Origin of the sequence: Aeromonas sp. CU5 (assembly GCF_002586745.1) — a bacterium.
GTDB lineage: Bacteria > Pseudomonadota > Gammaproteobacteria > Enterobacterales > Aeromonadaceae > Aeromonas > Aeromonas sobria.
In genome coordinates this window covers 676,405-695,278 of sequence record NZ_CP023817.1, presented here as the reverse complement: position 1 = coordinate 695,278, position 18,874 = coordinate 676,405, and the positions used below count along the sequence as shown (strand labels likewise).

The window sequence follows — 18,874 nt, the reverse complement described above, 5'->3', positions numbered from 1 at the left end:
TCTGGCAACCCTGTTTCAGGGCTAAAAATCAGGGAATTCTTCTAAAAAGAGGATTGTTCTAGCATTCAATTCTGTGAAGAATAGGGGAAAAGAAATTTGATACTAAAAATCGCCTTTTTCGCCAACGCGTCCCCATGGGGAAGGAATCACAGTCACCATGTTCACTATCGACAAGTCGCACAAGCTCGACGATGTCTGCTACGACATCCGCGGCCCGGTGCATAAAGAAGCCCGCCGTCTCGAAGACGAAGGCCACCGCATTCTCAAGCTCAACATCGGCAACCCGGCCCCGTTTGGTTTTGATGCCCCGGAAGAGATCATCAAGGATGTGATCCTCAACATGCCGCTGAGTCAGGGCTACTGCGATTCCAAGGGGCTGTTTTCTGCCCGCAAGGCGGTGATGCAGTACTACCAGCAAAAAGGGATGCGCAAGGTCGATATCGACGACATCTATATCGGCAATGGTGCCAGCGAGCTGATCGTGATGGCGATGCAGGCGCTGCTCAACAACGGCGACGAGATGCTGGTGCCCTCCCCCGACTACCCGCTCTGGACTGCCGCCGTCACCCTCTCCGGTGGCCATGCGGTGCACTACCGCTGTGACGAAGGGGCTGACTGGTATCCGGATCTCGACGACATCCGCGCCCGCATCACCCCGCGTACCTGCGGCCTGGTACTGATCAACCCCAACAACCCGACCGGCGCCGTCTACGGCAGCGAGTTCCTGCTGGAAGTGATCGAGATCGCCCGCCAGCACAACCTCATCATTTTCGCCGACGAGATCTACGACAAGATCCTCTACGACGACATCTCCCACACCAGCGTCTGCACCCTGTGTGACGATGTGATGGTAGTGACCTTCAACGGCCTCTCCAAAGCCTACCGTGCCTGTGGCTTCCGTCAGGGCTGGATGGTCCTCACCGGCCCCAAGGGCCGTGCCAAAGGCTACATCGAGGGGCTGGAGATGCTGGCCTCCATGCGGCTGTGTGCCAACGTGCCAATGCAGCACGCCATCCAGACCGCGCTCGGCGGTTACCAGAGCATCAACGAGCTGATCCTGCCGGGCGGTCGCCTGCGCAAGCAGCGGGACAAGGCGTGGGAGCTGCTCAACGACATTCCGGGGGTCTCCTGCGTCAAACCCAAGGGGGCGCTCTACATGTTCCCGCGCCTCGATCCCAAGGTGTATGACATTCGCGACGACCAGAAGATGGTGTTCGATCTGCTGCAGCAAGAGAAACTGCTGCTGGTGCAGGGCACCGGCTTCAACTGGCCGGCACCGGATCACTTCCGATTGGTGTTTCTGCCCCGCGAAGAGGAGCTGGAAGAGGCCATTGGCCGCCTCGCCCGCTTCCTCAAGGGTTACAAGCAGTAAGCACAACTCATCGTAACAAAAAGGCTCCTTCGGAGCCTTTTTGTCTTTTTACGCGCCATGATGCTGGCAACCTGTGTGGCGATCTCCCCTCACGACCATAGTGCGAGGAAACCACGTAACCGCAACCCCATTGCGTTGATAAAAAAAGCCCCCTCTTTTTCCAAAGAGGGGGCTCTGTTTTCGCTTGCGTCAGGATCAGAGCTCGACCACGTCGAATGTCACGTCCGGATTCACATCCGCATCGTAATCAACCTCATCCAGCCCGAAACCGAACAGGCCGAGGAAGGTCTGCTTGTAGCCGGTGTAGTCGGTCAGCTCGGAGAGATTCTCGCTGGTGATAGAGGGCCACAGGTCGCGGCAGGTCTGCTGCACATCTTCGCGCAGTTCCCAGTCATCCATGCGGATGCGAGCCTGATCGTCCAGCGCCATGTCAGAGGCGTAGAGACGGGTGCGCATCATGCGGTCCACCTGCTCCATGCAGCCCTCGTGAATGCCCTTCTCCTTCATGATCTTGAAGGCCATGGAGATATAGAGCGGCATCACCGGAATAGCAGAAGAAGCCTGGGTCACCACGGATTTCAGCACTGCCACGTGAGCAGTGCCACCCTTGGCTGCCAGATCGCCACGGATGGCGGTGGCGGCGCGGTCCAGATCTTCCTTGGCGCGGCCCAAAGTGCCGTGCCAGTAGATTGGCCAGGTCAGATCGGTGCCGATGTAGGAGTAGGCCACGGACTTGGCGCCGTCAGCCAGCACGCCGGCCTCACGCAGGGCTGCCATCCACAGCTCCCAATCCTGACCGCCCATCACTGTGATGGTGTTCTGGATCTCTTCCTCATTCGCCGGCTCGACGGTGGCGGTGATGATTTGATCCTTGTTGGTATCGATGGCGGTGGTGGTGTAGGTCTCGCCGATGGGTTTCAGGGCAGAGCGCACCACTTCACCGGTCTCCGGCATCTTGCGCACCGGAGAGGCCAGGGAGTAGACCACCAGATCAATTTGACCCAGATCCTGCTTGATAAGCTCGATCACCTTGGCACGGCATTCGTTGGAGAAGGCATCACCGTTGACGCTCTTGGCGTAGAGACCCGCCTCTTTGGCGGCCTTGTCGAAGGCGGCGGAGTTGTACCAGCCAGCCGTGCCGGTCTTGGACTCGGTGCCCGCTTTTTCAAAGAAGACGCCGAGGGTGGCGGCGCCGCTACCGAAGGCAGCCGCAATCCGGGAGGCCAGGCCATAACCGGTGGAAGCGCCGATCACCAGCACCTTCTTGGGACCATTCTCGATGGTGCCTTTGGCCTTGGTATAAGCGATCTGGCGACGAACATTGGCTTCACAACCGACCGGATGAGTGGTGGTGCAGATAAAGCCGCGAACCTTGGGTTTGATGATCATATGGGGTCTCGGATCCGTTTAATGGATGAAATCGGGGCATAAGATACCTCATCTTGCCGCGATAAGGTGCTCTGATGTGTTGAACTGCGGCAAAAATGGTGTAGCCCGCCGCCGAAAATGAAAAAGAGTTACGGGGAAAATGAAAAGCTACCGGCCCAGTAGTTTATCAAACTTGGTGGCACCGGAATCACTGAGTTTGATAAGCCGGTTAAACCGGCATTAAACCTCTATCTCATAGGTCGGTAAGTCCGGCGCCTCTCCTGCCAGCTCCCCTCCCCTGTAAAACGCCGTCTTGCCAATGGTTACCCCAGTGCCCCGTACTGTGACCGTTCCACCTGCCAACGTACTGAGAGTGGTGGTCGTGGTACCTACTGCGATCACGGTACCAACCAGCAAGGGATCAGCGCCGGGTACCAGCTCAAGGAATCGCTTAAACAGGTTCATAAAAATCGCTCCACACTCAGTTGTTGGCGCACCGTCATGGCCCAGTTCTGCAACGCAGCAGAGACCCTGACGCCCCGGTTGTAGCCCTTCCAACCGTCCACGGCGAGCAATGCGCCCGGCAGGATCAAGCCGGTATCAGCAGACAACGGCAGCTCGATGGTCTGGGTACGCTTGGGCATGGTCTTGGCCAGCCCCACCACACCCTGGGCACGGGCTGCCGTCACATCACACACCAACGGGTGGGTGATGGTTGGCGCTTGTTGCTCGCCAGCCGTCCCCTGGCGCACCACCCGCGCACTGATGCCCTGATGACCACCACTGACCCAGATCCCGTTGGCGGCATGACCCGGCTGGAAGTCACTGCCCAGGGTGGTAATGATGGCGCGGGGGATCGCCACATCGGCCTGAGCAGTATCGAGCTGCCATGGGACGGTGGGATAACGCGGCTTGATGACCAGATGACGGTTGCGCTGGTGTGGCAGCACAAAACCACCGGCCGCCTCGGCCAGGTACCTGACCACCTCAATCGGAGTCTGGTTATCCAGGCTAAAGAATCCGGCAGGTACCAACCAGTCAGCCGCTTGCCAATCCAGCGTCCAACCCATCGGCAATACGGCCGCCGCCAGCTGGGCCATGGTGGCGGCCGCATTTTCGCTCACCGCCTGTCCCAACACATGGGTCGGTGACAGATAAGCGGTGCGAGAGCGGCCGGTCAGCGTTGCCGACTCACGACCAAAGCTCTGGCTCGATTGCCAACCATCGCACACGCAGTCCCATTGCTGACCGTTGATATGGATGCTGACCTCTTCCTCATCGGTCAACGCAGCCGCCGCGATACGGGGAATCTGGGCACTGAACTGCCACGCCCAGGAGTCGGTGTCGAGTTCGATACTCACCGCAGTAGCTGGGATATCGAGCCCATCGCGTACCCGCACGATCTTCGCTGTATTGCTCACCAGATAAACCCTCCGGGTTGGAATGACGATTGCCGCATCACTGCCCTGCCAGAGAAACTCCAGCTCTGCCGTGTCGCGCTTGCGCCCGAACGCCAAACGCAGCACCCGCTTATCGGGGCGGATGGGTGGCTTGGGTGGTTCTGGCGGCGGCGCCTTGCCCCAGGTGGGCAACATGGCCTCATCCCAGCCATCACACCAGTCCTCTATCAGCAGCTTGCCGTGGTGCCAGGCTTGAGCGGCCACCCCTTTACCGATGGGGATGCCCTCTTGCCACTGGTCAGCCTGCCAAACCTGGTCAAAGCGCGGCGGGTTGGTGAACCCGACCAGGCGCCAGCTGCTGGCCGGCGCCGCCTCAACCCACAGGGACTGATTCGCCACATGGCCAGCGGCCAGACTGTCATAGCCCTGGCGGTTCTGCTGGCTGACCGGCAGCCCCTCGGCAAAGCGTTGTTGATTGGCCATGAACGTCTGGGGCATCTGCTCGCCCAGCTCAGCCACCTGCTGCTGATGCGCGGCGGCCTGTTGCCACAGGGAGCGGCTGGTTGCCCGCTCGGTGCCTGCCTTCTGCCATTCGCTACTGAGGTCCTGGGAATGACTATCTGCCCGATCCCAGGCATCCCCCATTGCACTGGCTGGGCCCCGGAATACGTTCTGGTCATACTGCCCGGCGAGCACAGGCTGCGGGGCGCGGGATGTGCTGGCCATGGTGCATTCAATGACGAACGCGCCGACCAGCTCCCCACGGCCATGTGTATGGCTGGCAAGCACCGCATCAAGTACCACAGAGCCGTCCAGCATCGCGCTGGGGCGATGCGGGGCGCCATCCAATACCGATGACAGCACCAGACTCGGTGACGCACTCAGGCGTGGCGGCATGGTGGTACCGTTAAGGATACCGACCAGCCGCACCACCTCAGACTGATTCAGCTACAGCTGGCCATTGATGCTGCGAGCCTTACGCAGCTCTAGGCTGGCATCCTTTCTGGCCATATGGCCCCCCGGTTACGGTTCAGTGATGGTGGCGGTATTAATGCGGATCAGCGCACCGGCAAAAAACTCCGCTGCGGGCAGCTCCAGATCGGCACCGCTGCCCGGCACCCCGACATCGAGATCCGCCACAAAGGCCCCATCCCGGTCAACAATGCGCCCCCAGGTGGGAGCACCGCTGGCGGTGGCCATCTGCTCGGCCAGGGGTTTCAGGGTCAGCACCCCGCCGCTGATCGTCTTGGCGCAAGGGTGGCTGAACGTCAGCGCCACCAGAGCCAGCTGGTCAGTCGGGGCCGCCCCCGGTGCCGGTTTGGTACCGGTGTAGATGGTCAGCTTGGCACTGGCCCCGGTGCCCGTATCAATGGCCGTGGCCAATAGCTGGGCGCGGCTGGTGCGCACCCCTTCGGCATAAGAGATCATGGTTATTTCCTCTTGAGCGGGGCAATCATGGGGAACGGCGCAGGGGCCACCCCGCCGCCTGGCGGGTAGGGTTTCGGTGCCTGATAGTCGGCGGCCACGGCGTTGTAGTCGGCGGGGCCAAAGGCGGGATCGTCCTGGGCGACCACCATATAACGGCGATTCAGCCACAGCAGATCTAACCGATAGACCCCATCCGATGCGCGGCTGTAGGTCTCGCCAACCAGCTCGCCATCCTGGGTAAAGCAGAGCACCCGCCGCCGCACTCCCACCCCGCTGATGGTCACAGTGCTTTCAATAAACCCCTGCTCCACGTTGCGCACTCCATCGCGGATCCAGAAATAGTCCCGACCCTTGCAGAGCGGGTACTGGGTCTGTTGCTGGAGGTTGACCGGGCCAGGGTAGAGCGGCGGGGTGCCGCGCCAGGCCACATCTTGCGGCTGAAATTGGCTGCGGGGCTCCTGGTTGGCAGCAACTGCGGTGATGGTATGGCGAAAAAAAACAAAGGTGTATTCAGCCGTTAATTGGCTGTACTCAGTGCCTATTTTTGCCAGTATCTGCCCTGGTTGTAGCTCTATCCAGATCGTACTATTTGGGGGGGCGATAAACTGCGATGAACGCACCACCACCTTGGTCTGGTAATAGCCAAACACCTGGCCATTGATGGTAACCAAGCCAAGATAAGGGGCATCGGTTGTGCCCTCTATCGTGACGCTGCCCACCGTCAACTTTGCCACACCATTGATATAGGCCAGCTTGGCAACCACAGCGCCAGCCACATTAAACAGTACCCCAGTTTGGCCTGGTAATATGTTTCTGGCCAAGACGTAGGATGGCTCCGTGCCAGAAGCAACCAACCCAACCCCTGATTGATGTTCAATGGCGGCACCGGCTGGCAAGACTAAATCAGGCTTTAAAGCGGTGTACTGCTCTGTTGTCAGCGCAGCAAAGTCGCCATTAAATGGTGTCGCGCCTTTCTTGATAATTACCCGCACATGAGCAACACCAGGCCCGGTATACGTTGACTGGGCCCGAAGATTACTAAACCGCATCGCCGCAAATTTTTGCGGTTGGCAGGCGAAGCTAAACGACTGATTGCGGTTGCCCTCTGGGTCTGATGTAAAGACTAAAGCGCTATCGGTAAAGCTCAAGGCGCCAAAGGTGAGCGGGTATGATCCTGCTTGCGGTGCCTTGGTCAGGTTGGCCAGGTTGGGGCCATACCAAATCCCATGGCGATAAGCCCCATCATAACGGGTACGAATTGCTGCCAGTACCACCCCGGTATCATCCAGAAACTCCAGATCCATATCTGAATAATCTGGGTTCCAGTTGCCGTTGCTTATTTCCAACCTGAACACGTAGTTTCTGGGCGCAAGTGTGATCGTCTTGGTAGGCAGTACCCCCGTATCCCCCCCAACACCAGAGCCGTAGATATATTTGAAAATCCCTATATCTGCCGTCTCGCCAAAGTTGGCGAACCAGTCAGGCCCTTCCGTACTGTCAACGTTGAAAAAAGGCACATTCCCCGAGCTAGATTGGGATTGCACAACAACCAGGAAACCCCTACTAGGTAAGAAGGTAGCCATGACTTACCTCCATGGGCCGGTGATATCGAACCCAATCAGTGAGCGCGGATCGGCGTTGTAGGCATTTGTCTGATAAAGCGCACGGATAAACCGCACCTTTTTACCTGGCAAGGCTGGCATGTCACCAAAATTTTTACGGTGCCAAGAGGTAATATCTCCGTAGGGTACGATAAGCCCAGGAATATAACCGCGCAGATGGCTGCCGTTCTCCAGCACCATGCAAGGGTCGGTAGAGAAGTAGAATCCGTTATCTGGGCCATTAGGGATATTCAATCCATTACCGAATCGCCCAAAGATCCCTTTCAACCACCAGGAGGTTGCGCCAAACAGCTGGTGATAGGGTCGTGCTATCGCTCGCTGACCTGACTGGTCGAAGGTGGTCAATGGAGTACCCCAGTTATTTGGGCCGATGGAGTCTCGATTATCCCATCGTATGCCCTGATCTGCGGCATTGGTTGACGCATAGTGACAGACCACTGCATGGTAGCGATCACCTGGTCTTACGGTTCGGATATACCCAGCACAATAAACCGTTTGAAAACTGTAGTTACCGATAGAGGGTAACCAATAGAACAGCTGTTGATCACCTATCAGATCCCATGTCTTTGCTGTATAGCGCTGGGTAGCTGGCCAACGGTGGTCGTAGATGGTGGTATAGGTATTGATATCCACCACATCCTCTACCATGGTTATTTTTGCTAGGTAGTGGGTTGAACCATAAGTGCCCGTCCAGCCAGTGAATGCGCTGTTATCAATCCGCCACGATACGTTCCCCGACTCGCTGACGTTGGTGGGCCGCACGATGAAGATCTTACCGTCCCCGCTTTCGTGGGTGATCGTCCAGCCCAGCGGCGCCACCTTCATGGTCATGGCTGCGCCCGTTCCTGGGGCGCCGGGGTTGCCGCCGTCCAGCTCAAACCAGACCTGAGTGGCGGTGACCTGCATCACCCGATGCTCGCCGTTGTAGGCGGCAGGGGATACCCCCTCGACCTGAACAACTGAGTCTTGCAGATAGGCATGCCCACCGGTAAAGGTCGCCACCGCCCACCCCTTGGCGGCATCGAAAGCCAGCGCGTTGATGGTCAGGGTGCCAAAGCCGGTGACCAGCACCGCCTTGAGCAGCGCCGCCAGGGCGCCCTCTGCGGTATCGCCCAAACTCGGTGCGCCCTGCATCTCGCTTGCAAACCATTTGACCTTGTATTCAGCCATCGCTTTTTTCTCCACGGGCAAGGCGCAACGCCTCGCCGGTTAACGGTTGACGTTGCCCCTGAGCTGGGCCTCGAAACGGTCGGTATCTACCGCAGCCACCGACTGCAAGATGGTGCGGATAAACCAGATCGGGTAATTGGCGGCGTAGGTGTTGAAGCGCAGCACATTGCCCGCAGCCCACCCGGCGCCCCAGCCACGCCGGTCAAGCCTGAAATAGGGCTGGCCGTTGTTGGGGTTGATGGGGGCAAAGTCGGTATTCACGTCCCCCACCGCAATTTGGCCCACATGCTCGCCGACCAAAATAAACGTGGTGGTGGTCTGGAAGATGATGGCCCAGCGCTCTTGCAGGGTCGCCCGGTTGGTCACCCCGATCGGGAAGTCCGTATCGTTGTATTCCGCCGTGCAGGGGTCGCCAATCAGAAAATCAGACCAGTTATTTGTCCAGGTGCGTTGGTCGAACAGCGCCCCATAGCGGGCCCACAGGTCACCGATAATGAGGGCGCTGGAGACCAGGGTATCCGCCGCCTCATAGTTGTGACTGAGGGGCCGAGCCAGGGTGATGCGGCCCGAGATCTCCACATCGGTGGCCAGGCTCATATCCTCAATCCGATGAACCACGGCCAGCGGCTCCACATAGCCGGTTAGGCTCAGCGGGCTGGCCAAGGTCACTACCCCGCTATTCATGTTGACGCTGTAGAGCTGCGGCGCCAGCTCCTTGCCGTTCTTATCCTCCACCCGGCAATAGGCCAGCCGTTCGCGCCCGGTGTTGAGCTGTTGCCCCGCCTGCACTCCCATGGGGAAGGCGCTGCGCTTGGTGGAATGCACCACCACTATGTACCCCTTGCGAATGAAGGGCACCCGGCCATCAGATGGCAGGCGCACCGGATCCAGCTTGATCAGATCCGCATCGAGCGGCAGATAGCTATAGACCACCGCATTAAACCGGATGGTGTCAGCCACCACCGACAAGGGGCGCCAGATCTTGCCATCGACCACCATATCGGGGTCAAACCAGGGTTTACTCTCGTTGCCCGCCGCCGTCACCAGGCGGCCAAAGCGCACCGATACCACCCCGGTCTGATAGTCCACCTTGCCGGTTACATCCTGGCTGGTGATGGTGCCATCGCCGTTGGCAGTCACCTCAAACCGGCGCCCGTCTGCGGTGTTGCCACTCAGGTAGAGGCTGGATGGCGCAATGGGTGCCCCCGGCGTTCTGAATGTCACCTCGTCCACCGTCTGGGCCACCAGGCTGGTGACCAGCGAACTCAGGGCAGCCACTGGCACAGCGCCAGGGTTCCAGACCGTCACGGTCGCCTTGCCGGTGGCGTAATCCAGTGTACCGGCCTGCTCACCGGCCCCAGTGGATGGGTCGATGTTGCGATAGAGGATCCCCTGCCTGTCCACATAGACTGACCCGCCCAGCGCAAAGCGCACTGAGTTGGCCAAGATCGCCTCGCCGTTGCGCGGGGTGATATCCAGCACCAGCGGGGTGGCCTTCACTGTGTCTTGTCCCGCGCTGCTGGCGTTGTTGCTGCGGTACTCCACCTCGACCCAACCGCTGTCGTCCACCGGGAACAGGTAGGCGGCCTGCACGTAGTAGATTTCAACCAACGTCCAGCGCTGGCGGGCAATGGTGTTGCCGTGACCATCGCCATAGGTGCCGATAGTTCGCCACTCATAGCGGGTTTTCGGAATGCCGCCCTGGCCATCCGGCTTGATGGTGATCTGGCCGGTGGTGTAGTTGACGGTACCCCGCTCCACCCCTGCCGCATCCAGCAGCTTGCCCGCGCCGTTGTCACGGACACTGATGATCGGGTCACGCTGGGCGATCACCAGTTCGGTGTCGTCCTTCACCTCCTCATAAAGGGCATTCCAGCGCAATGAGACCATTCGGGGGGTCAGGTTCTGCTTGGCCAGCTGCAGGGTGATCGTCCCGTCCGGGTTGCGGGCCGGGTAGTCAAAGCGTTGGGTATCCGGGTCGCCGTACTGGTAAACAACCTGGTACTCCTGGCCGCCATCGGGCAGGGTCGCCACCCGCAGGGCCAGATCGCCGGTCACATAATTGATGGTGCCGGTGGCATCGCCGGTCAGCTGGCCCGCCCCGTTGTCGATGGCGGTTTTGGTCGTGCCACCGGCTTGCCATGTCAGGGTCAGGCTATTGGGGGTAATCCCCTCATGGGCCAACTTATGGGCCAGCTGCACCGGATCCAGCACCATGCTGGCCCGGTTGAGGTAAGAGACCTTGGTACCCCAGCTGAACATGATCGCGCTGTTCACATCCGGCAGCGCTCCCAGGGTCAGCACCACAGAGCCGGTGGTGAAGTTGAGCAGGCCAGAGCCATAGGATTTGTCCTGGCCAAACAGCTCCCCGCGCCCGTTGTCTTTCAGGTCGTACCATTTGCCCTGGGCCAGATAGCTGACGGTCAGCGAACCGGGGCAAGGGGTGGGCAGCAGGGTCGCGGTGTAGGCATATCCCCGGTTGTTGGCGGCGATCTGGATCTGGGCCGTGTCAGCGATGCGCGATGGCATCACTGCCGGGCGAAAGCTCACGGTTTTGCTGGCAGCGCCGTAGTTCGGACACTGGCTGTTGAAGGTCAGCAAGCCGCGCCCGTAGTCGATAGCCCCCACCACGGTACCGACCAGGAACAGCTCGCCGCCCTTGTCGGTGATCACTGCCGCGCCGATGGTGACCGATACACTGCCCGGCATGGCACCAATCCCCAGGAACAGCCCCTGACTGGGGCTGACCGGTGAGGTGGTGGTGAAAGTGTGGGGACTGCCCACCCCAGATTCCAGCAGGGCGCCCAGCTCACCGGCAGCGGTCAGATCGACCACCGGGGTTTCACTGCGGGCACTGGGTACCAGCTGGGTGAAGATGGTCTTGGCCTGCACCCGCATTGCACCCAGCGCCGCATCAGCCACCATCTTGGTGGTCGAAAAGTAGTTGGCGGCATCGGCCACCACGGTTTCCCGCAGGGTGGTCTTGGTGGTTGCCTGGTCATAAGGGCTGGGCTGCTCCCCTTCAAAGGTGTAGCGCAGCGGGTCAGTGATCACGCAGGTGACCACGTTGCGGGTGAACTCGCCCTGGTAGCCAGCCACCCCGAACTTGCGCAGCTCGGCGGTTACCCGGTCAACCCGTACATACTGCTCAACCTCGTTCCCCTTCCCTTCGTTGCCGACCAGCACCAGCACCTCCCCGACCTCCGGCAACCGCACCTCAATGCGTTGCAGAATGCGGATCGCCCGTTGCCCCTCCAGCTGGGTATCGTAGAGCACCCCCTGCCACTTCGGGCCTCGGGCCTGATAGCGCTCCAGACTGTTGCGGGCGTTATCGCGGGTGTCGTTGTGGTCTTTGGTGGTCATCAGCGTCAGGTTGACACTGGGGTCACTGGGCGGCAGCAGCACCATGGCATTGGCGCCATAGTAGGTGTCGGTGTCGTCCGTCTGCACCGCCAGAAACGCCTTGCGCATATTCACTGTGCCATAAGCCCGATCCATGTCGCTTATGCCAGGGAACAGGCTGTTATGGTTGCCGCTGATGATCTCGCGGCCAGTGATGCGACCACCGCCGTCATCGGTATCAACCAGGCGCTGGCTGGCCAACAGCACGATATCGCCAGAGAGAATGGTCATGGGGTTACCTCGGTCAAATTCAGGGTCAGGGCATAAGGGTCGCCCCCTTCCGGGTCGGCCATCTCGACCAGTGGCATGGCCACCACACCAGGGCGGCGCCAGACCACAGTGCGGGCCACGCCATCGAGCAGGGTCAACGTCATCAGCTGGGCCACCTGTGCCTCCAGCACCTTGAGCTCCTGCACCTTGGCGCGGGAGCAGTGCCCGCTCAGGGTCAGCGGCCGTCCCTCGGGCTTGGCGGTCTCCTCCACCAACAGGGCGCCGCTCAGGGTCGGGGTCACCACCTGCTCGACCGGCGCCCACTCGAACTCGTCGCGCCAGACCAGATCATCTGGCAGCAGCACGCTGTTTAAGGTCACGTTCATTGGCGCAGTCCTTGCTGTTTAAGAAGGGAAATCAGGGCATTCGCATTGGCCTCATCGGTCTGCAGTTCGGCCGAGCCCCCTGCCCCTTTGAGCTCTATGGTGATCCGCTCGGACAAGGGCCTGCGTGTCCCTGGGGTGTTGGCGCTGGGGGTAGATGGCGTGACAGCCGGGGCCGGTGGCTGGGTGGCGGCCTGATTGGTTTTGGCACTCTCTTTGGCCAACGCTTTGTTGAGCTCCTCTTTGAGGCGGGCCTGCATCGCCTCCATCTCTTTTTGGAACTTCTCGCCGTAATACTTGCTCCACTCGCTGTAGGCCGGAATGTCCTTGACCTTCTGGCTGTAGCGGGCCAGCTCCTCCTCCACCCCAGCCAGGGTGTTGGCCAGCCCCTCGGCATTGCCGCGCAGGCTGTTGATATCCACGCTCTTGTAGTAGAAAGAACCGGCGTTCACGGTGCGGGTGATATCGCCTCGACCACCGCCCCCGCCGCTACTGGTGAGGCTGGCATTCGTCTGCTTGGCTTCATCCTGTACCCCTTTAAGCCCCGCCCGCATCGCATCAGTAGCGCCTTTAGCCCGTGCGGCCGCTTCGTCAAAACCATCACCAATGGCAGCGACGGCCTGCTTGGTATCGCCGCCCCCCCCTTTCACTTTGGCCATGGCATCGGCGGCGATGGCCATCGAGCGGGCCAGCGCATCCCCGGTGATTTTGCCCTGGGCGGCCAGTTGCTTCTGACGCGCGATCACCGCATCGATCTCGGCGGTGGTCTTGGCGCTGTTGTAGGCGGCGGCCAGCGCCTCCTCGATGGCGGCACTACTGGCCCCCGTGTGCGCCACCAATACATCCAGGGCGCCGATGGTCTTCTGAAAGCCCGCACCGATACGGCCATTGGCTCGTTCAAAGTCCAGCCCCAACTCTTCAAACGCCTTGGCCAGTTCTGCTGCCCCATCGGCGCTTTGGCGGGTGGCCTGCCCCATCAACTGCTGCTCGCTCACCATGCGCTGCGCGGCCTGGGTGGAGCGACTGTCCAGTAGCAACAGGGTCTCGACCACCGCAGCCAACTGCTGGCCCCAGCCCTGCCACTGGGGGGTGGATTGGGCCAGCAGTTCGCCACTCTCGGGCAGGCTCTGCTGCAATGCCTCCTGCGCGTCGGTCAAGGTGGCCGTTGCCGTGGCCGCCTGTGCACTGCCGGGGCCAAGTGCCTCCAGCTCGGTCAGTAGCCCTTGCAGCTCTTCGCGGCCAACAACACGGGCAACCAGCTCCAGCGCGAGTTTGAGGGTTCGGGGGTCTGACATGGGCGGCCTTACCAATAAGTGAACAGACATGCTCATTCTGCCCATGCGAGGCGATGCCAAGGGGTTATGGTGGATTAAAAAAAGAGCGCCACAAGGAGGTGAAACGCTAGAATGAAAGGAAGGATGTGTGATATTTTGCCACTCCATCCCTGCATAAAGGGATGGTTAACAGCCAATATTTGTATGGTTTACAAGCGAATTCGTGTGTACTCAGCCTCTTCTTGGCGCTAAGCTTGCTGGCAAGCTTAGCGCCAAGAAGAGGCTGAGTGACCAACCAACTGTCAGGCACGGCAACAAAGGAGGTGCAACATGACAATCTCGATGCACTCTTTACTGCAAAAAACTGAAGTGGTGAAAGAGGTCAGCGATAACAGCTTTCCGCGCCCCATCCAGATCCGCCGTGATATCACCAGATACAATCAGCCAAGATACATAGTGCTGTGGCGTGATGAGTTTGAAACCAAGCGCAACGACAGCAGTGCCGAAAGCTACTACATCGAACCGATCGCAGAGCTGTTGGTCAAGAATGACAAGCTCCGTTATGCCGTCAAACCGTCGAGTCACCACAGAGTTAACTCACGTTTTGACGAAGCGGTAAAATGCGCAGTCAACGAAGCGCTGACCCAAGAGCTGCAACTGCTGGCATAAACAAAGAGTGGTAAAAGCCTGATCTCCGAATCAGGCTTTTTTATTTTTGAGACAAGTCCGGGAAGACTATGGCCCCCAATCTGGTTCAGACCTACCGCAAACAACTCGATACCGACCCCGAAGGCATGACAAATGAGGTGACCTTTCAGCACTTCATGATCGCCCGACGCAGATTGGCAATACTGGCGCTGACTGAATATCGCATGAGCGACGACAGCGACTTTTCATGCTGTCTGGTGGTAACCGAGCTGGGGGTGGATGAGTGGCTGACCGATGCTATCGAAGATGACAGCCAGTGGAGCGAGGAAGAGCTGCTAGCCTCTGTCGCAGATGCCCGCACCGGCAACGATACTGTTGTGGGCCGCTTTGTTTATAACCCGGTACAGTTGCCCATCAATGCAGAAGCACAAGATCAACAGGGTATTCAAATCCGTGGCGCCTTTATCGACCCGGATTACCGCAGCGGCCTTGCCCGACAAGTGTATCAATATCTGCGGGGAAAATATGGCTGTGTGGTCAGTGATGATATGCAAACCCTGAGCGGGGCACTGCTCTGGTTGATTGGTATCAATCAACTCACCTCACAATGTATTGAAGTTTACGACGCACAGCGTCAGTCCATTCGCGGCTATCTCGACTATCCCATCAAACCGGGCAGCTTCAAACCCTGGTGCCTGACCGGGTTAACCCACCAGCAAATCACCCAAGAGAGCAGCAGCAAGTTTGATGTCGTCGATTATGCAGAACACGACGACAAACGCCATATCCTGTTTCTTTTACGCTGACCCCTATTGTTCCGCGACCATCGATAGCGGCAAACCCCTCTGCTTGTTTATTCCCCTCTTGTAAGCCGCTGGCTACCGTTAACGGTGGCCAGCAGCTGCGTCGTTTCGGCGGTAGTTTTGTCAGAGAGTGGGCGTAGGTTCGATTAGCCGGTAGGCGTAATCGGACATTCGCGGAACCTCACCCGCCAACGCGGCCAAGTCTTCCCGCCCGGTGACCTTGGCCGCCAGCTCCAAGGCAAGTTTGAGGGTGGTAGAAGTGGACATAGGGCATTCCTGAGAGATTCAGATATGCCCTATGGTAAAGGGGTGGCAAGATGAGAGGGTTTATGGCGAATTACTTAGAGCGAATGCAGTAAAACCGATAATGTCCGATGACTTTACGGTAACCGCACCGGACACACATATACAAAGAGGTAACGTTATGACATGCAAGTATCGACCTTACTATGAATACAAACCTACGAGAGAGAATTTCATGGATGACGAGATGAGCGAGGAAGATGTTGCACGCAACATTGAATTGCTAGTTGACGATCTTACTGAACACTTCTCTGCGATCGGTGGGATGGTTGAATTCTCAAGTGAAAAGGTAATCTCCATAACCACAGATCTCACGGAGGAAGAATGTGATACGGCTGTTACCGGCTACCTTAACAACCTAAAGCTTTTTGCGAAGAAGCTACCCTGACAACCCCAATAACCTGTCATTTCTGACAGTGGCAAGTGGGCCTGGGCGATCAAGACTTAGATTTACTTGTGCTGAAAGGTATGGGTGAAATGCATCAATTTGGCGTCTGGCATGAGGGGGGGCACCACACCATACAAGGGCTGCCGATCCTGAAACATCTACTGCGTTCACTTCATGGCGATGTGATGGTGCGCTATGTCTGCCGTGCCGATACCCCTTGCACGCTGTTCCTGACTATCAAAGATGGCGTGCCATACCAGAAGTTCAAAGAAGGTACTCCGCCGCTGGATTGGCAGTGGTTAGAGCAATCCATCCTGCCCCTTTCAGCCTCATCTCAGCCACTGGCCATGATTGAGCGGCTGGAATTGCGCTAAAACCAAGCATTACCCCAAAAAACCATCCCTTCTCGGTTACGCCATGCCAACAAGTTGGTTTCCGTAGCAAGTAATCGTTATCTGATGTTCAATATACCGCCCACAGATACAGCAACAAGTTTATGACAATGTGTTTAATGCTTAATTAACAAACAAGTAAAAAGGGTTATTGACCATTCTTTGAGCCATATCACAAGACGACTACAGACCTTTCATTACGCTTGTTCAACTTAATTTATAACTCATGCAGGAGAACTCTTCGCTGTGAATCAACAAAATCCAATTCAAGCCTCTGCAGATGCGGTCCGTCGACTATGGGAAAAGCATGGCATCAAGTCTCCTTTCCGGTTACTCGGCTTTTGCCTCAGTCTATTACCCATTCCTGTGATTCAACAGGCTGGCATGGCTCTTGACCGCCATATATCTGACAAAGAACTGGAAGCAGAGCTCTCGCAGGTCTGGGCACAACTACAAGCTGTAAACGACACCATTGATAAGGTAGAAACTCTAGAGGAAGCAATAGCCGAGATCGCTCGAACAGTTCAAAGCAATAGTGATCTCCTAGCTGCCTGTGAGCATCTCTCTAGTACCCTAGCCAGCAAATGCTCAGAGTTCGTGGTTGATACAACTGGCAGTAGCTACCAACAAATTGTCAATTCGGTCATCCAAGCTGGGAGGGTCTTTATCTCTGCCATGGGCGCCAGTACGAACGTCCTTGAAAACTCAAAAGTCGTCAGCCCCAGCACCCATCTTCACGCAAGCGGAGGCAGTCGGAACTTTGTCGATGGCACTTCGTTCACGGATGGATCTGGCACAGTTGGGATGCAAGGCATCACTACGCAAGGCAACATCCATGTCAGTGGAAACTCAGTGGGTTTTGGTCCGGGCAGTGCGTTGATCTTCGGTGGAAATCCGAATAAGGTTTCTGGAGAATGTCCCATTTGCCACAGGCCAATCACGGTAGACAAAAGAATGCTCACTGGTTACACAAGCCTTCAATGCCCACATTGCACGAATGTGCTGCCATTCAGAATTAGCTAGATTTTATCCGTTGATGCGAAAACGGCGGGTCTCCCCGCCGTTTTTCATTAACTCTCCCCCTCCCCTATCATCATACAGTCACCGGCCGATCCACATAGAAGGGGGCGGTCTCGCCATCCACGGCCAGCAACTCCCCCTCCAGCTCGATCTCGATGGGCTTGTCGCTCATAAAGTCCACCGCCTTCTTGGGGGACAAGCTGGCACGGGGCACCGTCAGCTTGATGGCCTCGCCGCTGACGATACTGCGGCCATCGAGCAGCAGCCGCGCCTTGATCTCCGGCTGGATGTTGCCTGCGATGCGGGTACCGGTCACCGCATTATAGGTACCGCTGACCGTCAGGCTACCGCCATCGGCTACCGAGCTACCTTTCAACGCACGCACCAGCCCGAGCACATAGTTGACCTCAATATCGGTACCCACCACCAGCGCCTTAGCCCCTTCCTTGATGGCCAGGCCAGTCGAGGCAATATTGCTCTTGCCGAGCGGAGCCCACTTCGGCCAGGCGGGCAGAACGACCGGCAGATCAGTCAGCGTCCCGGCCCCCTGATTGATGGGGCTTTCCAGACCCATAAAGGCGGCGGCCAGCAACACGGGCGGGATCTCGGTAGTCTTGATGGTGACCATGGCAGGTTTGGGAATGTGGTAGTTCTCCCGCGCCTGACCATATTGCCCCTTGCGCTTGCTGGGAATGGAGATCTTCTGGCTGTCGGGTTTCACTTCCAGGCTATCCACATCGATGGGGCCAATCACCCCGGCCGAGACCCCGTTGGTAAAGGTCTCGATAAAGAGATCCCCTTCCAGGTGCAGTGTTTCGCTCATCATCGCTCTCCTTTGAATTTCACTCGGGTAGTAAAGGCAAGCGGCAAATAAGCCGCACCGCCGCTGTAACTGGGTTTTACCGGTGGGGTGACCCGGCGAAAGGTACTGTCACCACATGCTCGCCCACTGACGGCCTGCAGGATGCGGGTAAGCCACACTCCGGCACTGACCTCCCTGGGGCTGGCACGATGTACCAGCACCAGCAACCAGAGCTGATCAAAGCTGCTGGCCCGGCCTGACTGGGTGCCTTCGCTCTCACGTTCGCCCTGATAGACCACATGCACCGCCGGACTGTGCTGGCCCAGATTGGCGATGGTTGCCACATCGGTGGCCACAAACACCTCCTTGAGCCCCGCAGGTTTGAGGGGGGTCAGCAGCTCACGCAGCCGCTCGCCCGCCTGCAGGTAGTCGAGTTCGGTACCAGACTGGTTGGCGGGTTGGCTCATAGAAAGCCCCCCTTGTCGCGCCCCTGACTCCGGCCAAAGACGCGCCCATCCGACTGCAGTTGAGCCAGATTCTGGCTCTCCAGGGTGGCGCCATCGGAGGCCAACCCCAGCGCCAGCTCCCCCTTGCCAACCGATTTCAGAAAGGCCAGGGCCGCCTCGTTTCGCTTGGCTATCTGCTCCGGTGCCTGTTCACCATAGAGACGGTGACGGGCGATATCGGCGCAGATAGGTACCAGGGCACTCGGGATATGGGCCAGCGGCAAGGGATAGCGACCCGCCAGATAGCCATCGATCAAGGCGCCTGCATCCTGCAGGGCGATGGTGATAGCCGCCTGATCCAGCTCACCGGTCGGCGTCATGGCCAGGCGCAGCAACTCGGCCTCGCCAAAGCGGATCACCATGTCATTGACGCTGGCATACAT

The 18,874-nt window shown here is 58.4% G+C and carries 19 protein-coding genes; 6 read left to right on the top strand and 13 right to left on the bottom strand.

The window, feature by feature from the left end; genetic code table 11:
* Positions 1 to 157: 157 nt before the first annotated feature.
* Complete coding sequence (locus CK911_RS03235) at positions 158 to 1,372, top strand: pyridoxal phosphate-dependent aminotransferase (protein ID WP_098968969.1); 1,215 nt, start codon at positions 158 to 160, stop codon at positions 1,370 to 1,372.
* Between the two features lie 195 nt (positions 1,373 to 1,567).
* On the opposite strand, the gene fabV is transcribed toward CK911_RS03235, so the two are convergent.
* The 9 genes from fabV to CK911_RS03190 all read right to left on the bottom strand — a co-directional run bounded on the left by fabV (position 1,568) and on the right by CK911_RS03190 (position 13,650).
* A complete protein-coding gene (fabV, locus tag CK911_RS03230) occupies positions 1,568 to 2,761 on the bottom strand; it encodes an enoyl-ACP reductase FabV (protein WP_098968968.1) in 1,194 nt (397 codons plus the stop codon).
* A gap of 219 nt (positions 2,762 to 2,980) precedes the next feature.
* Positions 2,981 to 3,205, bottom strand: a complete 225-nt coding sequence (locus tag CK911_RS21635) for a hypothetical protein (RefSeq protein ID WP_098968967.1) — start codon at positions 3,203 to 3,205, stop codon at positions 2,981 to 2,983.
* A complete protein-coding gene (locus tag CK911_RS03220) occupies positions 3,202 to 5,037 on the bottom strand; it encodes a hypothetical protein (protein WP_253860371.1) in 1,836 nt (611 codons plus the stop codon). The genes CK911_RS21635 and CK911_RS03220 overlap by 4 nt, the downstream gene beginning before the upstream one ends.
* 126 nt (positions 5,038 to 5,163) lie before the next feature.
* On the bottom strand, positions 5,164 to 5,568 hold the full coding sequence (locus CK911_RS03215; RefSeq protein ID WP_098968966.1) for a hypothetical protein: 405 nt from the start codon (positions 5,566 to 5,568) through the stop codon (positions 5,164 to 5,166).
* A 2-nt stretch (positions 5,569 to 5,570) separates the two neighbouring features.
* Positions 5,571 to 7,151 (bottom strand): hypothetical protein, encoded by a 1,581-nt coding sequence (locus tag CK911_RS03210; RefSeq protein ID WP_098968965.1) that lies wholly within the window; start codon positions 7,149 to 7,151, stop codon positions 5,571 to 5,573.
* A 3-nt stretch (positions 7,152 to 7,154) separates the two neighbouring features.
* Entirely contained in the window at positions 7,155 to 8,360 is a 1,206-nt protein-coding gene (locus CK911_RS03205) for a hypothetical protein (RefSeq protein WP_098968964.1), read from the bottom strand.
* A gap of 39 nt (positions 8,361 to 8,399) precedes the next feature.
* Positions 8,400 to 11,993, bottom strand: coding sequence for a curculin (mannose-binding) lectin protein (locus CK911_RS03200; RefSeq protein WP_098968963.1), 3,594 nt, complete (start codon positions 11,991 to 11,993; stop codon positions 8,400 to 8,402).
* Positions 11,990 to 12,358: a hypothetical protein gene (locus CK911_RS03195; protein ID WP_098968962.1), complete on the bottom strand. Its 369-nt coding sequence runs from the start codon at positions 12,356 to 12,358 to the stop codon at positions 11,990 to 11,992. The genes CK911_RS03200 and CK911_RS03195 overlap by 4 nt, the downstream gene beginning before the upstream one ends.
* A complete protein-coding gene (locus CK911_RS03190) occupies positions 12,355 to 13,650 on the bottom strand; it encodes a hypothetical protein (RefSeq protein ID WP_098968961.1) in 1,296 nt (431 codons plus the stop codon). The genes CK911_RS03195 and CK911_RS03190 overlap by 4 nt, the downstream gene beginning before the upstream one ends.
* Before the next feature lie 309 nt (positions 13,651 to 13,959).
* On the opposite strand from CK911_RS03190, the gene CK911_RS03185 reads away from it, so the two are divergent.
* Positions 13,960 to 14,298, top strand: a complete 339-nt coding sequence (locus CK911_RS03185; protein ID WP_098968960.1) for a hypothetical protein — start codon at positions 13,960 to 13,962, stop codon at positions 14,296 to 14,298.
* Positions 14,299 to 14,366: 68 nt separating this feature from the next.
* A complete protein-coding gene (locus tag CK911_RS03180) occupies positions 14,367 to 15,083 on the top strand; it encodes a hypothetical protein (RefSeq protein WP_098968959.1) in 717 nt (238 codons plus the stop codon).
* Between the two features lie 120 nt (positions 15,084 to 15,203).
* Here CK911_RS03180 and CK911_RS21320 read toward each other — a convergent pair whose 3' ends face one another.
* Positions 15,204 to 15,347 carry a hypothetical protein gene (locus CK911_RS21320; RefSeq protein ID WP_172953929.1) on the bottom strand — a complete coding sequence of 48 codons (144 nt, stop codon included), beginning with the start codon at positions 15,345 to 15,347 and terminating at the stop codon, positions 15,204 to 15,206.
* Positions 15,348 to 15,558: 211 nt separating this feature from the next.
* Here CK911_RS21320 and CK911_RS03175 point away from each other — a divergent pair, with 211 nt between their 5' ends.
* The 3 genes from CK911_RS03175 to CK911_RS03165 all read left to right on the top strand — a co-directional run bounded on the left by CK911_RS03175 (position 15,559) and on the right by CK911_RS03165 (position 17,186).
* Positions 15,559 to 15,771 carry a hypothetical protein gene (locus tag CK911_RS03175; protein WP_157774518.1) on the top strand — a complete coding sequence of 71 codons (213 nt, stop codon included), beginning with the start codon at positions 15,559 to 15,561 and terminating at the stop codon, positions 15,769 to 15,771.
* An 89-nt stretch (positions 15,772 to 15,860) separates the two neighbouring features.
* Complete coding sequence (locus CK911_RS03170; protein WP_098968957.1) at positions 15,861 to 16,145, top strand: hypothetical protein; 285 nt, start codon at positions 15,861 to 15,863, stop codon at positions 16,143 to 16,145.
* Between the two features lie 264 nt (positions 16,146 to 16,409).
* Positions 16,410 to 17,186, top strand: coding sequence for a hypothetical protein (locus CK911_RS03165; protein WP_216640694.1), 777 nt, complete (start codon positions 16,410 to 16,412; stop codon positions 17,184 to 17,186).
* 70 nt (positions 17,187 to 17,256) lie between these two features.
* Here CK911_RS03165 and CK911_RS03160 read toward each other — a convergent pair whose 3' ends face one another.
* From CK911_RS03160 to CK911_RS03150, 3 genes are read right to left on the bottom strand one after another with little or no spacing between them, the layout of a single operon-like run.
* Positions 17,257 to 18,006: a hypothetical protein gene (locus CK911_RS03160; protein ID WP_098968956.1), complete on the bottom strand. Its 750-nt coding sequence runs from the start codon at positions 18,004 to 18,006 to the stop codon at positions 17,257 to 17,259.
* Positions 18,006 to 18,452 carry a hypothetical protein gene (locus CK911_RS03155; RefSeq protein ID WP_098968955.1) on the bottom strand — a complete coding sequence of 149 codons (447 nt, stop codon included), beginning with the start codon at positions 18,450 to 18,452 and terminating at the stop codon, positions 18,006 to 18,008. The genes CK911_RS03160 and CK911_RS03155 overlap by 1 nt, the downstream gene beginning before the upstream one ends.
* Entirely contained in the window at positions 18,449 to 18,874 is a 426-nt protein-coding gene (locus CK911_RS03150) for a gp436 family protein (protein ID WP_041217425.1), read from the bottom strand. Before CK911_RS03150 ends, CK911_RS03155 begins: the two co-directional genes overlap by 4 nt.